This window comes from Pedobacter folensis, from assembly GCF_056490665.1.
Map to the genome: position 1 here is coordinate 904,057 of NZ_JBWJIF010000001.1, position 14,902 is coordinate 918,958.

16 protein-coding genes, 1 pseudogene and 1 riboswitch are annotated in these 14,902 nt (G+C 39.3%); of the genes and pseudogenes, 15 read left to right on the plus strand and 2 right to left on the minus strand.

What is annotated here, in order from left to right:
- Positions 1 to 148 precede the first annotated feature (148 nt).
- Positions 149 to 340, plus strand: a riboswitch (cobalamin riboswitch).
- A gap of 98 nt (positions 341 to 438) precedes the next feature.
- The 7 genes from AC04QZ_RS03555 to AC04QZ_RS03585 all read left to right on the plus strand — a co-directional run bounded on the left by AC04QZ_RS03555 (position 439) and on the right by AC04QZ_RS03585 (position 6,470).
- Positions 439 to 2,304, plus strand: a complete 1,866-nt coding sequence (locus AC04QZ_RS03555; RefSeq protein WP_478356598.1) for a TonB-dependent receptor plug domain-containing protein — start codon at positions 439 to 441, stop codon at positions 2,302 to 2,304.
- 39 nt (positions 2,305 to 2,343) lie between these two features.
- The gene (locus tag AC04QZ_RS03560) at positions 2,344 to 2,931 is read left to right on the plus strand and encodes a DUF6580 family putative transport protein (RefSeq protein ID WP_086546370.1); all 588 of its coding nucleotides are present in this window, start codon (positions 2,344 to 2,346) and stop codon (positions 2,929 to 2,931) included.
- Between the two features lie 130 nt (positions 2,932 to 3,061).
- Entirely contained in the window at positions 3,062 to 4,003 is a 942-nt protein-coding gene (locus tag AC04QZ_RS03565; RefSeq protein ID WP_086546372.1) for an ABC transporter substrate-binding protein, read from the plus strand.
- Positions 4,004 to 4,011: 8 nt separating this feature from the next.
- Positions 4,012 to 4,698, plus strand: coding sequence for an SIR2 family NAD-dependent protein deacylase (locus tag AC04QZ_RS03570; protein WP_478356599.1), 687 nt, complete (start codon positions 4,012 to 4,014; stop codon positions 4,696 to 4,698).
- Entirely contained in the window at positions 4,688 to 5,413 is a 726-nt protein-coding gene (locus tag AC04QZ_RS03575) for a Dph6-related ATP pyrophosphatase (RefSeq protein ID WP_478356600.1), read from the plus strand. Before AC04QZ_RS03570 ends, AC04QZ_RS03575 begins: the two co-directional genes overlap by 11 nt.
- 129 nt (positions 5,414 to 5,542) lie before the next feature.
- Positions 5,543 to 6,037 (plus strand): YMGG-like glycine zipper-containing protein, encoded by a 495-nt coding sequence (locus AC04QZ_RS03580; RefSeq protein ID WP_086546378.1) that lies wholly within the window; start codon positions 5,543 to 5,545, stop codon positions 6,035 to 6,037.
- Positions 6,038 to 6,131: 94 nt separating this feature from the next.
- Positions 6,132 to 6,470 carry a Dabb family protein gene (locus AC04QZ_RS03585; protein ID WP_478356601.1) on the plus strand — a complete coding sequence of 113 codons (339 nt, stop codon included), beginning with the start codon at positions 6,132 to 6,134 and terminating at the stop codon, positions 6,468 to 6,470.
- Positions 6,471 to 7,407: 937 nt separating this feature from the next.
- Here AC04QZ_RS03585 and AC04QZ_RS03590 read toward each other — a convergent pair.
- Both AC04QZ_RS03590 and AC04QZ_RS03595 read right to left on the minus strand, forming a co-directional pair.
- The gene (locus AC04QZ_RS03590) at positions 7,408 to 7,659 is read right to left on the minus strand and encodes a hypothetical protein (protein WP_086546380.1); all 252 of its coding nucleotides are present in this window, start codon (positions 7,657 to 7,659) and stop codon (positions 7,408 to 7,410) included.
- A gap of 16 nt (positions 7,660 to 7,675) precedes the next feature.
- Complete coding sequence (locus AC04QZ_RS03595) at positions 7,676 to 8,365, minus strand: DUF3291 domain-containing protein (RefSeq protein ID WP_478356602.1); 690 nt, start codon at positions 8,363 to 8,365, stop codon at positions 7,676 to 7,678.
- Positions 8,366 to 8,496: 131 nt separating this feature from the next.
- On the opposite strand from AC04QZ_RS03595, the gene AC04QZ_RS03600 reads away from it, so the two are divergent.
- The 8 genes and pseudogenes from AC04QZ_RS03600 to AC04QZ_RS03635 all read left to right on the plus strand — a co-directional run bounded on the left by AC04QZ_RS03600 (position 8,497) and on the right by AC04QZ_RS03635 (position 14,791).
- Positions 8,497 to 8,976, plus strand: coding sequence for a GAF domain-containing protein (locus AC04QZ_RS03600; protein WP_478356603.1), 480 nt, complete (start codon positions 8,497 to 8,499; stop codon positions 8,974 to 8,976).
- Between the two features lie 13 nt (positions 8,977 to 8,989).
- Positions 8,990 to 9,595 (plus strand): annotated as a pseudogene (locus tag AC04QZ_RS03605) (DNA-3-methyladenine glycosylase).
- A gap of 54 nt (positions 9,596 to 9,649) precedes the next feature.
- The gene (locus AC04QZ_RS03610; protein ID WP_478356604.1) at positions 9,650 to 10,138 is read left to right on the plus strand and encodes a pyridoxamine 5'-phosphate oxidase family protein; all 489 of its coding nucleotides are present in this window, start codon (positions 9,650 to 9,652) and stop codon (positions 10,136 to 10,138) included.
- A gap of 65 nt (positions 10,139 to 10,203) precedes the next feature.
- A complete protein-coding gene (gene kynU, locus AC04QZ_RS03615; protein ID WP_478356605.1) occupies positions 10,204 to 11,493 on the plus strand; it encodes a kynureninase in 1,290 nt (429 codons plus the stop codon).
- A 37-nt stretch (positions 11,494 to 11,530) separates the two neighbouring features.
- Complete coding sequence (locus tag AC04QZ_RS03620) at positions 11,531 to 12,391, plus strand: bestrophin family protein (protein ID WP_478356606.1); 861 nt, start codon at positions 11,531 to 11,533, stop codon at positions 12,389 to 12,391.
- Entirely contained in the window at positions 12,391 to 13,293 is a 903-nt protein-coding gene (locus AC04QZ_RS03625) for a histone deacetylase family protein (protein WP_478356607.1), read from the plus strand. Before AC04QZ_RS03620 ends, AC04QZ_RS03625 begins: the two co-directional genes overlap by 1 nt.
- 41 nt (positions 13,294 to 13,334) lie before the next feature.
- Positions 13,335 to 14,018, plus strand: coding sequence for a pseudouridine synthase (locus tag AC04QZ_RS03630; protein WP_478356608.1), 684 nt, complete (start codon positions 13,335 to 13,337; stop codon positions 14,016 to 14,018).
- Between the two features lie 38 nt (positions 14,019 to 14,056).
- A complete protein-coding gene (locus AC04QZ_RS03635; protein ID WP_478356609.1) occupies positions 14,057 to 14,791 on the plus strand; it encodes a hypothetical protein in 735 nt (244 codons plus the stop codon).
- The last annotated feature ends 111 nt before the right edge of the window (positions 14,792 to 14,902 follow it).

Sequence of the window (14,902 nt, forward strand, 5' to 3'; positions counted from 1 at the left end):
TCCGATTTTTCATCGGAGCTACAGCGGATAACGGGACTGCTGTTCCCGAAATCTAACTGACATTCCTTTCCAATTAAAGACCCTTATTATCATTTATTAATTTTCAGCTCTATTCTAGCACACACTTTCGGCTATCCGCTCTTTTTACTACATTTGCGCTGCTTTTGGTTCCCGGTGTAAAATCGGGATTAAAAGGGAATACAGTGTAAATCTGTAACTGTCCCGCAGCTGTAAGCTCTGTAACGTTTTTCAATCTACAAGTCACTGTTCCGCTTAACCGGTACGGGAAGACAGAAAAACGGGAGTAAGTCAGAAGACCTGCCTTTAGCATTTAATTTCATAGCTTTCGGGGATTGAAGCTAGGATTGAAATACTTAACGTTTTTCGTATTTTCATTTCCTTTCCTAATCTGTTGGCTGTGGGCAAAACCACAATCAAATGAACAAAAAAAGAATGCTAACTGTAGCCAGTCTGGGGCTAGCACAGTTAATGATTAGCCAGGTGGCTAATGCTCAAAATCAAGACAGTTTACAACTTAAAGATGTTGTAATTTCTGCAACAAAAAACGATCAGAAACAATCGCAAACAGGTAAAGTAGTCAGCATTATTAGTCGCGAAGTGCTCGAACGCAGTAACGGCAAATCATTACCCGATTTACTTTCAGAACAGGCAGGTATTATTATTAGTGGTGGCAACAGCAGTCAGGGGAAAGATAAAAGTATCTTTTTCAGAGGATCAGGCAGTGGTTATACCTTAGTACTTATTGATGGAATTGTACAAAACGATCCAGCGAGTATCAGCGGTACATTCGATTTACGTCTGTTCTCAATTGATCAGATTGATCATATTGAGATTTTAAGGGGCGGTCAGTCTACCATTTACGGATCTGATGCCGTTGCAGGTGTAATCAACATTATAACTAAAAAGGGCGGACCAAAAGGAAATACCATTTACGGTGTAGCCAGTGCAGGAAGTTTCGAAACCTATAAAGGTACGATCGGTTTAAATGGCGGTGTAGAAGGTTTTTCATACAACATTAACTACACACATTTAAAAACTGATGGAATTTCTGAAGCTGTAGCTCCAGCTGGAAGTGCGGCTATATTTGATAAAGATGGCTTTAAAACTGACGGTTTAAATGCTAATTTCGGTATCAAACTCGACAAAAACTTCTCTGTAAATCCGTTTTTACGTTATTTCTATGGCGATTATAAAATAGATGAAGGTGCTTTTGCGGATGGTTTACCTACCAATAATTCTATTTTGAAACAGTTTAGTGCAGGTTTCAACTCAGAATATAAATTCAACACAGGTAAAATAACACTTAACTACAGCCACGAGAGTAATTCAAACAATGTAAATTCGAGTTATGCAGGTTTTGAAAGTAAATTTTTAAACTTCGGTAAACTGAATGTGGTTGATTTATTCTACAACCAGAAATTGGGCAATAAATTAGATTTATTGGTAGGTATCGACAACAGAAAGATGAAGTTGATTACCGATACCAAAAACCCGACAACCAATATCTTTGCCGCTTATGGTTCATTGTTTTTACACGATTTAAGCATTTTTAACCTTGAAGTAGGCGGACGTTACAACAAACATGATCAATATGGAGAAAACTATACTTATTCTGTTACCCCAAGCATCAACATCATTAAAGAAGTAAAACTATTTGGAACAGTATCTACTGCATTCAAAATCCCTACGCTGAATATGTTGTTTGGTCAATATGGTGCCAATCTGGACCTGAAACCTGAAAAATCTCAGAATTACGAAGCCGGTGTAAATTTAAACATTGCTGATGAAGCCTTTACTTTAAGGGTTACTGGTTTCAAACGCGATTTAACTGACGCGATTGTTTATACCACAGGTTATATTAATCAGGGTAACCAAAAATATAAAGGTTTTGAAGTAGAACCAGCAGCAAAATTTAGTGTTTTCAATATCAATGCTTACTATGCTTTTGTAGAAGGAAATACAGGAACAACCAATTATTTAATTCGCAGGCCAAAGCATACCTTCGGCATTAATGCAGGTGCACAGGCCACAAGCCATTTATATGCAAGTGTTAACTTACGTTATTTTGGTAAACGTTTCGACACCAATTTTATGTCTTATTTAGACGAAGAAATGCCATCATACAACCTGTTAAATGCATATGTAGAATATGCCCTGGCTAAAAAACGTGTGAAAATATTTTTTGATGCCAAAAACATCCTGAACAAAAAATACACTGAAATTATTGGCTACAATACACCTGGCTTCAACTTTAATACAGGTGTAAGTTTTAATATCCGCTAATAAAGATTTAACTTTGCTTAAATATTAACCAGAAATAGCATGTCTCATTTAAAATTTAATCCACGCACTTTAATTTTGTTGTCAATAATATTGGCAATAACGGCTTTCCGTTTGCTGGTAACATTCAACTCAGATGAATTAAAGTTTGCCAATTTCTCATCAATAGGAGCGGTAGCTTTATTTGGAGGCGCATATTTTAAAGATCACCTTAAAGCATTTGCTTTTCCGCTATTGAGTTTGTTTTTAAGCGATTTGGTACTTTATACAACCATCTATAGAAAGTATGTAGATATGCTCTTGGTTCAAGAACTTTGGACATACCTTGCAATTGCACTAATGGTTTTAGCTGGTCGTTTCTTATTAAAAAAGGTAAATATTGCCAACTTATTCCTGTCTACAATTGTAATTGTATTCATCCACTGGATTGTAAGTGATATCGGTTCATGGTACGGAAACCCACTTTATACACAAAACTTTAGTGGTTTTATAGATTGTTTAATTAAAGCTATTCCATTCGAAATTAGATTTTTAGAAGGAACAGTGATTTACGGCGCTTTACTTTTCGGAGCTTTCGAAATTTTAAAAGCAAAATACCCGGTATTAAAACTGCAAACACAAGAGTTATAGAAATTCACTTGATTGGTGTTTCACCAAACAAATGAAATGCAGTATAGAAATCCTCTTTTGATTCGATTCAAAAGAGGATTTTTTTTAACTTAGAACATCATTACATTTTACCTATTACATCTTACATCCAATGAAAGTTGTTTCCTTTTTACCTGCCGCGACAAAAATGATTTACGATATGGGCCTGCAGGAATACCTGCATGGTGTAACATTCGAATGTCCTAAAGAGGCGGCAGATCAGCCCAAAGTGGTACGTTGCATATTAGAGGGCAAAAACTATTCGAGCATCGAAATCGACCGGATCTTTTCAGCATCAAAAGCACAGGGCAAAAGTTTGTATTGGGTAGATGATGCACTGCTAGAAAGCATCGCACCTGATGTGGTTTTCACGCAGGATATATGCGAAGTTTGCAATATCGATACCGTTTGTACCGAAACAGCGGTAATGAAGCTTAGCAAACAGCCAACACTGGTTCCCTTATCGCCAAATAACTTACAGGATGTTTTCGAATGTGCCATTACCATTGCCAGGGCTTTAGGGAAGGAAGAAGTGGCTTTAAATTACCTCGCAGGCCTGCAAAAGAAAACAGATCACATTTTAGATCAGCTTAGGGCAAACCGTGCACCACTAAAAAGGATCATGCTGATGGAGTGGATCGAACCGATCTACAACTGCGGGCATTGGATTCCTTTTCAGATTGCGGCAGCTGGTGGTGTAGATATGTTGTCTAATCCCGGAGGCGACTCTATCGTAACCCAATGGGATAAAATCCTGAAATATAATCCAGAGGTACTGGTTATTGCACCATGTGGTTTTGATATGAACAGGAGCATGGAAGAAATGGAGCTGTTAACCTCAAAACCAGGTTGGAAAGATCTGGAGGCCGTAAAAAACAACCAGGTTTACATTGCCGATTTTGATATGTTTACCCAACCGAGTGTAGGTACCCTGGTTGAAGGTATCCAGGCCTTAGCCTGTATGTTCCACCCGGAGATATTTAAGGCAGACGAAAATATAGCCAAAAAATTCATCAACCACAGCCAGTCTGTGAAATCATTTAAATCTGTGTAACCATATCTATGAAATTAGTCGTTTTAACAGGAGCAGGGATCAGTGCCGAAAGTGGGTTAAAAACATTTAGGGATTCTGATGGATTATGGGAGGGCTATAATGTTTACGATGTGGCTACCCCCGAAGCCTGGGAGAGAAATCCCGAATTGGTACAGGAATTTTATAACGAAAGGAGAAGACAGGTTTTAGCTGCAAAACCCAATCTGGCCCACCAGTTACTGGCCGAATTGGAAAAAGACTTCGACGTTGAGATTATTACCCAAAACATTGATGATTTGCACGAAAGGGCAGGCTCAACCAAAGTGACACACCTTCATGGTGTAATTACCAAATCTCAATCTGATAGAAAACCGGAATTAACCTATCCCATTGCAGGGTCGGAAATTAAAATGGGAGAGCTTTGCGCGCTGGGTTCCCAACTTCGTCCGCATGTAGTGTGGTTTGGCGAAGCAGTACCCATGATAGAAGTAGCCGCTAAACTCTGCAAACAGGCCGATTTGTTCGTACTCATCGGAACTTCATTAGCCGTTTACCCGGCAGCAGGTTTAATTGATTTTGTTCCTTCCTTTGTTGACAAATACATTATTGATCCAAAAACGCCTGATGTAAAACGTTATAAAAACGTGATCAACATTGAGAAAAACGCGGTAGAAGGTGTTGCCATTTTAAAAGATATCTTAGCCAATGCCAGATAAAAAGATTTGCATTTTTAACTGGAGTGGTGGCAAAGACAGTACATTGGCTTTGCACTACGTTTTACAAGACCCTACAATCGAAATCCGTTACCTGATTACGACAGTCACTGAAAAATATAATCGTGTTTCGATGCATGGTGTTAGGGAAGCTTTACTCATTAAACAAGCCGAAAGTATTGGGATTCCCCTATATCAGATCCGTTTGGGCGAAATGCCGGATATGGAAACCTACGACCGTACCATGAAGCATCATCTTTCTAAGTTTAAAGAGCAGGGCATTACGCATTCTATTTTCGGTGATATTTTTTTAGAAGACTTACGTAGCTATCGGGAGAATAAATTGGCCGAAATTGGGCTTAAGGCTCTTTTTCCGCTCTGGAAAAAAAACACGAAAGATTTGATCGGTGAATTTTTAAACCTGAACTATAAAACCATCATTGTTTGCACACAGCAAAATCTCGAAAATTTCTGTGGAAAAGTAATCAGTCATGATTTAATTGATCAGTTACCTGCAGATATTGATCCTTGCGGAGAAAACGGAGAGTTTCATACTTTCGCATTTGAAGGGCCAATTTTCAAGAATAAAATCACCCTCACCACCGGAGAGAAGGTATTCAGAACTTATAATGCCCCAGGCAAAACCAGTACAGATGATGATTCACCTTGTTCAACCACAGCACTTTCGGGCTTCTGGTATATGGATTTGTTAGAATAATTTTTCTATTTAAAACATTTTGGCATCATTTTTTCTTTAGTAGTTATAATTAACTAAATCACACATCCATTTGAAACCTGTTTAGCGAGGTTAGGTAACTAAACAAGTATCATATTAAAATTAAGAGTTATGAAAAAGATATTGGTAGTAATCGCATTAAGTTCTTCAGTTTTATTTGCTTGTAACAATAAAGCAAAAGAAGAAGCTGCATTAAAACAACAACAGGCTGAAAAACAACTGGCCATTAAAGCCGTTAAAGATAGTTTAAGGTTAGATAGCTTTAAAAAAGCCGAAGTAGCCAAAGCAGAGCAGGAAAAAGAAGCAAAACACCAGGCAGAATTAGCCGCAGCGAGGAGATCAGGTTCATCCAGATCTTATGCAAGTTCTGGCGGTGGTTCTAGCAGTGCTTACGGTGGCACACAACCAACAGCTAAGAAAAAAGGTTGGAGCGATGCAGCTAAAGGCGCAGTTATTGGTGGTGCAGCAGGAGCCGTTGGTGGTGCTTTAATTGATAAGAAAAAAGGTAGAGGTGCGATCATTGGTGGCCTAGTTGGCGCTGGTGGCGGTTATTTAATTGGTAGAGGCGAAGACAGAAAATCTGGCCGTGTGCAACCTAAAAACTAAAAAGCCTTATAAAATAATAGGAAGTCCCGATTTACATCGGGACTTTTTTTGTGCCCTATAAAATGATTTATATATTTAACAAAAAAAAGAAGCGATGACAGAAATTAATACGGCTGCAGATAAAGGACAGATTCAACACTTCGTTATGTTCTGGTTAAAACCTCAACTAACCAAAACCGAAATCGCAGATTTCGCTAATTTCTTCGAAAGTTTAAAACCCATAAAATATATCAAGACATTAAGTTACGGCTTAGCGGCTAATACGCCTGTTCGCCCTGTAACGGATAATTCTTTTACTTATTCGCTTACCATTACCTTTGCCAACATCGCAGACCATAATGCTTATCAGGAAGATCAAGTGCATTTAGATGCCGTAGAAAAATTCTCTAAAAACTGGTACAGGGTAGTGGTGCACGATACCGTGATTACTTAGTCAGTTGGCAATACCTATCTACCAACTCAAGGCAGCAGTAGCAGGCAAAGGAAACACTCCTCAACTCGTCATCCTGAACTTGTTTCAGGATCTTTCAAATAAGCTAATAAGAATGCAATTGGTACAGGGTAGTGGTGCACGATACCATGATTGCTTAATCAATTTTACAGCACCTGTCGGCCAACTCAATGCAGTAGTAGCAGGCAAAGGAAACACTCCTCGACTCGTCATCCTGAACTTGTTTCAGGATCTTTCAAAGAAGCTGATAAGCATGCAATAATTTTAAGCTACCGAACCCGTGATTGCTTAATCAATTTTGCAGCCCCGTCTGGCCAGCCCAAGGCAGCAGTAGTAGGCAAACGAAACACTCCTCAACTCGTCATCCTGAACTTGTTTCAGGATCTTTTAAAGAAGTTGATAAGAATGTAACTTGTACAGGATGCACGATACCGTAATTGCTTAACAATTTTGCAGCTCCTGTCTGGCCAACTCAAGGCAGCAGTAGCAGACAAGCGAAACACTCTTCGATTAGTCATCCTGAACATGTTTCAGGATCTTTCAAGAAAGCTGATAAGCATTCGATAATTTTAAGCCAGACGTCGGAGATTCATATAAACTCAATAGCCTTATATTTTCTTAAATCTCTTATATGGTAAAGACGTTTAACATAAAACCTAAGCTGAATCTCCAAAGTAATTAAGATTAACTTTCCTGATAAAATCACAAAACTTCCCATTTATTTGGCAAAATAAGTACTAAGAATTATATTTCGTAAAGATCTTTAAAAACTAATATATCAATAAGTTACATTCATCCAATTAAACAAAAAGTCATATTCAGCATCTCAATTTAGTGCCAAAATGCATTAAAATTCAGAATATAATTTCGATAAAATACAAAACACGCTAATAATCAATTAGTTACAACAATAACACAACTAATATTGATGCCTGTTATATGCAGTGGTAAAATCAGAACGCATGAGCTTAAACCGCGCGACAACGGTTTGAATAAATTCTTCATCGATAATTTCGAACACATCATTAACACCACCTCCACTCAGGTCAAGTTCTGCAAGTTTATAACTTTGCTCAAAGGTACCCTGCTCAAACTTTACGATGTATTTCTGGTTCATCGAAAAAATGGTAATCTTACATTCCGGATGTGGAAGTTCTGCTACTACTCTCATTTATTTATATTTTTATTTACAATTCAACAGCTACACCGTTAAGCGTGCCCCAGCTATCTACAATCGAGAAGCGGGCAAACAGTTCTTCTTTATACCATTCGCGCTCCCTGGTCAGCTTAATCACATCAGCATGATCAACAGATTTGTACGCATAGTTTTTCATACTATCCGCATCCCTCCAGATCGAAAAGGTGGCCTGGTCGAAAAATGGATTTTCACCAATGCCGGCTGATAAGATAAAACCCGGTGCAATACGCATGGCATCAGCTGCCCTTTTAATATTCTGCCTAAATTCTTTTAACCGGTTTAATTTAATCGCCGCCCGGGTGATCACCGCAATTTTCCCAGTATGATTATTATTTACTTTTTCAAATTTAAATGGCTGTACTGCTGACCATAAACCATGACTAGATAAAGTATTTAGTAAGATAGTAAAACTTTCAACACCAAAGAAACTAAACCACTTAACCACAAATGAATCACGATAAAAATGATCACAATCACTCCGGTTATCCCAGGTAGTCAGTACTGCCCAGTGCCTGTAATCAGGCGCTAAATCTACCTGAGCATTTTTTCCGCTGCCCATTAACTTCCAAAACCTACACCTTTTATTTAACCATAGCGGCAACCTTAAAATCGCCATGCCCATAAAAGCAAAAGGTATAGTAAGGCCACGGAATCTGGTAATGGTTAAGGCTACGATCATAAACTCACGATTAATGATGCCAAAACTAAGGATTTTAAGAATAGGTTATCATTCAAATTTTCGTCATTAAAAACCACCGTTAGCCTACATCTCATAAATCATAATTAACTTTGATTATAGAAACTATAAAAATGGCAGAAGATTTAACCATCACCAGAAATACATCAAAAGAAGAACAATATCAATCAATCATCCCACAAATTGATGCTTTACTTCACGGCGAAACAGATTTCATTGCAAACCTTGCAAATGTTGCAGCAGCACTTAAAGAACAATTTAACTGGTTCTGGGTAGGTTTTTACCTGGTGAAAGAGGACGACTTGGTGTTAGGTCCATTTCAAGGTCCGGTAGCCTGTACGCGGATAAAAAAAGGAAAAGGGGTGTGTGGCGCATCCTGGCAACAAGCAGAAACCATTATCGTTCCCGATGTGGAAGAATTCCCCGGCCACATTGCTTGTGCATCAGCATCCAGATCAGAAATTGTTTTACCCTTAATTGCAAAAGGCGAAGTGATAGGGGTTTTAGATGTAGACAGCGAAGTTTTAAATAAATTTGATGAAACAGATAAGACTTATTTAGAGCAAGTTATATCAATTATATTAAACAGATAGTTAAGATAAAATATTGAAGTTAAAAGAAGAATACTACCAGAATGAAGATGTAGTTAGCTTAGCTAAAGACCTGTTAGGCAAGATACTGTACACTAAAATTGATAATGAAATCACTGCAGGCATCATCGTCGAAACCGAAGCTTATTTCGGCATAAAGGATAAAGCTTCGCATGCCTATGGCGGCCGCAGAACCAATCGAACAGAAACCATGTATGGTAGCGGAGGCATTGCTTACGTATACCTGTGTTATGGCATGCATAACCTCTTCAACATTGTCAGCTCGAAAGAAAACGATCCTCATGCGGTTTTAATTAGGGGTATAGAGCCTTTGGTAGGCATCGACATTATTGAGCAAAGAAGAAATATGCCCCACTCTAAAGGCGCCATTTCAGCTGGCCCAGGCTCTGCGGCAAAAGCATTGGGAATAGACAAAACTTTTAACGCCAAAAACCTCACCGGAGATGAGATCTGAATTGAAGACCACTCCATTCAATATAAAGATGAAGATATCGCCGCCACCCCACGCGTAGGCATCGCATATGCCAAAGAACATGCGCTGTTACCCTGGCGGTTCTTCGTAAAAGGCAATAAATATGTCAGTAAACCAAATAAGGTTTAATTAACGTAAACCTTTTCGCGTACTTCCTGTTTTTCTTTATAAACAATTGAAAAGATGAAAAACGAGAAAAACATAGCCATCCTTAAAGAAATGGCAGAAAGCGTACGTACCTGTATGTTTACCACATTTTCGTCAGGAGACGAATTCGGAAGCAGACCGATGGGCACCGCAAAAATTGAAGATGACGGGAGTTTATGGTTTTACACCAATGAATACTCACCTAAATCAAAAGAAATTTCTAAAGAGAACAACGTCTTGTTAGCCTACAGCGACCCTTCAAAAAACACCTATCTCACTGTAAAAGGTAAAGCCGAACTGGTAGATGACAAAGTGCGCAAAGAAGCTTATTTTTCTCCATTCATTAAGGCATGGTTTCCGGATGGAATAGAAGACCCAAGATTAATCCTGATTAAAGTTACACCTGAAGAGGCCGAATACTGGGATGCTTCAGCCTCTAAAATAGTGGTACTATTCAGCATGTTAAAAGCAGTGGTAACCGGTGATACACCCGATTTAGGTAAACACGATACCATAAAATTTTAATTTCATTGCACAAATTGAAAAGCAGGTTTGGGAACAATACCTGCTTTTTTTGTAATATTGAGGCAATGAATTTTGAAAACAACTTATTATTCGCACAAACACAAGACGAAACTGATCAGCTTCGTGATTTCAGGTCGCAGTTTTTATTCCCAAACCACAATGGAAAAGATTTTATTTACCTGTGTGGCAATTCATTAGGACTTCAACCTAAAGTAGCTGGTGAAGTTTTAAAAAACCAGCTTAATAACTGGGCCAACTATGCTGTAGAGGGCTGGTTTGATGGAAATGAACCCTGGATGTTCTACCATAAAGCACTTAAAAAGTTAATGGCCCCGATTGTAGGCGCACTACCATCAGAGGTGTGCCCGATGAATACCCTTACCGTAAACCTCCATTTGTTAATGGTGAGTTTCTATCAGCCCAAAGGCAAGCGCTTCAAAATCATTATGGAAGGTGGTGCGTTCCCATCTGATCAATACGCAATAGAAAGCCAGGTAAGGTTTCATGGATTTGACCCAAAAGAAGCGATTATAGAGGTTTTCCCAAAAGAGGGCGAAGAAATACTCCATACAGCAGATATTATAGCGCAGATCAAAGAAAACGCAGATGAAATTGCACTTGTATTATTTGGCGGAATCAATTATTACACCGGCCAATGGTACGATATGGAAACCATCACAAAAGCAGGGCACGAAATTGGGGCAATTGTGGGCTGGGATCTGGCACATGCTGCCGGTAATGTCCCGGTAAAACTTCACGATTGGGATGTAGATTTTGCCTGCTGGTGCTCATACAAATACCAAAACTCAGGTCCGGGAGGAATAAGCGGGATTTTTGTCCACGAAAAACATTTCAACAACACCGGATTAAATCGCTTTGCAGGATGGTGGGGTTACCAGGAGAACAAACGTTTTAAAATGGAAAAAGGCTTTATTCCAGAGGCTGGCGCTGACGGCTGGCAGGTAAGTTGTACACAGGTAATGCCTATGGCTTTATACCATGCATCACTTCAGATTTTCGAACAGGCAGGCTTTATCGAACCATTAAGAAGTAAAAGCATTACTTTAACTGATTATCTGGAATATATTATAAATAAAATAAATAAAGAATTAGGTGTATTACAATACAAAATCATTACCCCTAAGGTAGCTAAAGACAGAGGAGCACAATTATCCATCATCGCGCAACGCAATGGCAAACAAATTTTCGACGGTTTAATGGCTAACCACGTACTTGGTGATTGGCGCGAACCTGATGTAATCCGCTTAAGCGCCGTCCCGCTTTACAATTCTTTCGAAGATGTTTATTTAGCCGGTCAAGCACTTTTAAAAGTAAGTAAAGACGTTTTACGATAACAAAAAACAAAGGCTCATCAGATAAAAAATTAAGAAAATGATCAATTACAACCCTAAAGACTGGAGTACCTTCATTTTTCATATCCACAAAAGCGACACCTTTAGAAAGCTTTGGCCATTAATGCTAGCCGTAGCTGTATTTTCTGGCCTGGTTGCATTTGCAGAGCTCAATTTTTTTCAACTTTCTAAAAGCAGCTATGTAACCAACATCGGCATGATGCATAGTCTGTTGGGCTTTGTATTATCGATGTTATTGGTTTTCAGAACCAACACCGCATACGACAGGTGGTGGGAAGGCAGAAAGTTACTAGGCTCGTTAACCAATGTGAGCCGCAACCTGGCGATGAAGATCAAAGCGCTTAAATTGACAGAAGAAGACCTTCGCTTTTTCGAGTACGGCATTCCTAAATATGCTTTTGCCTTAAAAGAACATTTGCGCGAAAGAATGTATTTTGGTAAAAACAGTGTCTTGATAGAGGTTGAAGAAGGTAAACACATTCCAAATCAGATTGCAGGAAGCTTAATTAACAGGCTATACGAATTACTCGAAAAGGGCGCGATCTCGCAGGAACAATTCATTGTACTTTCAGGCGATTTTAATCAATTCACCGATATCTGCGGTGCTTGCGAGCGCATAAAAAATACACCGATTCCATATTCATACAGTGCATTTATCAAGAAGTTTATCTTCATCTATGTGATTACTTTACCATTCGGGTGGGTGTTCAGTCTGGGCTATTTTGTAATTCCGATCGTACCCTTTATCCTCTATGTATTAGCGAGTTTGGAGCTGATAGCTGAAGAAATAGAGAACCCATTTGGGGAAGATGCAAATGACCTTCCGGTAGATCAGATCTGCACCAACATCGAAAAACATGTGGAGGAAATATTGAGCTAATGATCAAAATTGCCTGGCACCCCCTGTACGCACATCCTTTACCTGAGGGGCACCGTTTTCCAATGCTTAAATATGAGTTGATACCTGAACAGCTTTTGCATGAAGGAACGATAACACAGCAGAACTTGTTTAGTCCGGAGCCGGTTTCAGAAGATATTATTCTCTTAACGCACGAAAAAACATATTGGGAACAGCTTAGGGATTTGACACTTTCAGCAAAAGACCAAAGACGGATAGGTTTTCCCTTAAACGCGCAACTTTTAGAACGGGAGCTGAGGATTACTCAAGGCACAATAGATGCGGCCCATTTTGCAATAAGTAACGGGATTGCCTTTAATGTTGCAGGAGGCACACACCATGCTGGTAGTAATTGGGGCGAAGGTTTCTGTTTATTAAACGATCAGGCTGTTTCCGCTAATTACCTGCTAAATAAAAACTTAGCTAAACGAATCTTAATTATTGATTTAGATGTACACCAAGGGAACGGAACGGCAGAAATCTTTCAACAGGAGCCAAAGGTGTTTACTTTTTCGATGCATGGTGATAAAAATTTTCCCTTCAGAAAAGAAATTTCAAGTCTGGATGTTCCTTTAGATGATGGCGTTCAGGATGAAGAATACCTCTCAGCCCTAAACCTGAATTTAAAAAGGGCATTCGAAAGGGCTAAGCCTGATTTTGTATTTTATCTATCAGGAGTAGATGTACTTTCTACTGATAAGCTGGGCAAACTGGCGTTAAGCAAATCAGCGTGTAAAGAACGCGACAGCATAGTACTCCAGGCCTGTAAAGATAAAAACCTACCGGTGCAGGTGAGTATGGGTGGCGGCTATTCCACCGATATCAGAGATATTGTAGAGGCACACTGCAACACCTTCCGCCTCGCTTTTGATTTATTTGAATAAGCCCACGTACAAAAACATAATATCCTTATCTTCGCGGCAATATGTTGGAGATAATTTACCAGGACGAAAACCTAATTGCAATTAACAAACCCCATGGGTTATTGGTTCATCAATCTTCAATTGCAAGAGATGCAACTGAGTTCGCACTTCAATTACTAAGAGACCAGGTTAGCAAGCACGTGAGTCCGGTACACAGGCTGGATCGGAAGACAAGCGGCATCTTATTATTCGCTTTTGATAAAACATCAGAAATTGCTATGCATCAGCAATTTATGAATACCGAAACCAACAAAAAATACCTGGCCATTCTTCGTGGTTTCACACCTGATACCATGAATATTGATTATCCCTTAGCTAAAGAAAACGGAACGATGCAGGATGCTTTCACTTCGTTTAGAACCCTTCAAAGGGCAGAAGTAGCCGTAGCTTTTGGTAAACATCCAACCTCACGTTATTCATTGGTAGAGGCTACACCTAAAACCGGGAGGATGCATCAGTTAAGAAGGCACTTTAGCCATATCTTACATCCCATTATTGGCGACAGGACACATGGCTGTAACAAACAGAACAAATTCTTTAAAGAACAATGGAATATGACCACCATGCTGCTCCACGCTTCCGAACTGGAATTTGCCCATCCCATCACAAAAGAAAGAATCCACTTAAAGGCGGATTTACACGATGAGTTTAAAAGAGTGATGGATTTCATGAAAATGGAACGCTAGCACAATTTTTGACCTTAAAATCTGTTTATATAGCATCTATGATTAAATACTTACGTTTTACACTCCCAGTTTTAGCGCTTTTCGCAGCCAGTTGTTCTTCTGTTTATATGCCAAACGTTCCAAATACGCCCATGTTAAGTAAACAGGGTGAATTTAGTGGTGGCGCGCACATTTCTTTAAAAGGCAATGCCAGTGTTAATGGCGCTTATGCCGTTTCTGATCATATCGGTGTGCTTTTTAGCGGATCGAGAATGAATAGCGAAAGAAAAAGCAAGGATTTCGGACACAAGCTTATTGAAATTGGCGGAGGGTATTTTGATACCTTTGGTCCGGACAACAACAGGATTATAGAAGTTTATGCAGGCGTAGGAAAGGGTTGGAGTGATATCACTTTCCGCGATTATAAAAACGATATCCTTGTCAGCTCCGAATTGCAGGAGGTAGATTACCGAAAAACATTCTTACAGGTGAATTACAGTTCGAAAAAGAAAAACAACCTGCGTTTATTCGGAACCGATTTCCCAATTAACTATGGTACGGCACTAAGGATTAGCCACATTAAGATGGACAGGTTCTTTTTAAACGGTGTTGTTCAGCCTAAAGAAGACAACATTTTCTTTGAGCCTGTATTCTTTACGCGTATGGCGCTCAGTAAAACTTTTCAGCTCCAATATACCACCAGCAGTAATATCGGCTTAAAGAGCCGCAAATACATGTCAGCCGGCAATTCCATCTTCACCATCGGCGTTGTAGTTAATGTTGGAGGTAAATAACGAATCTCCGATTGCGAATACCATGGAGAAAGGATAAGTAAAGGTCTTTCGACAGGCTACGGATTTACAAATTACAAAGAACGGTCGTCTTTCCCGCGGAGGCGGAAATCT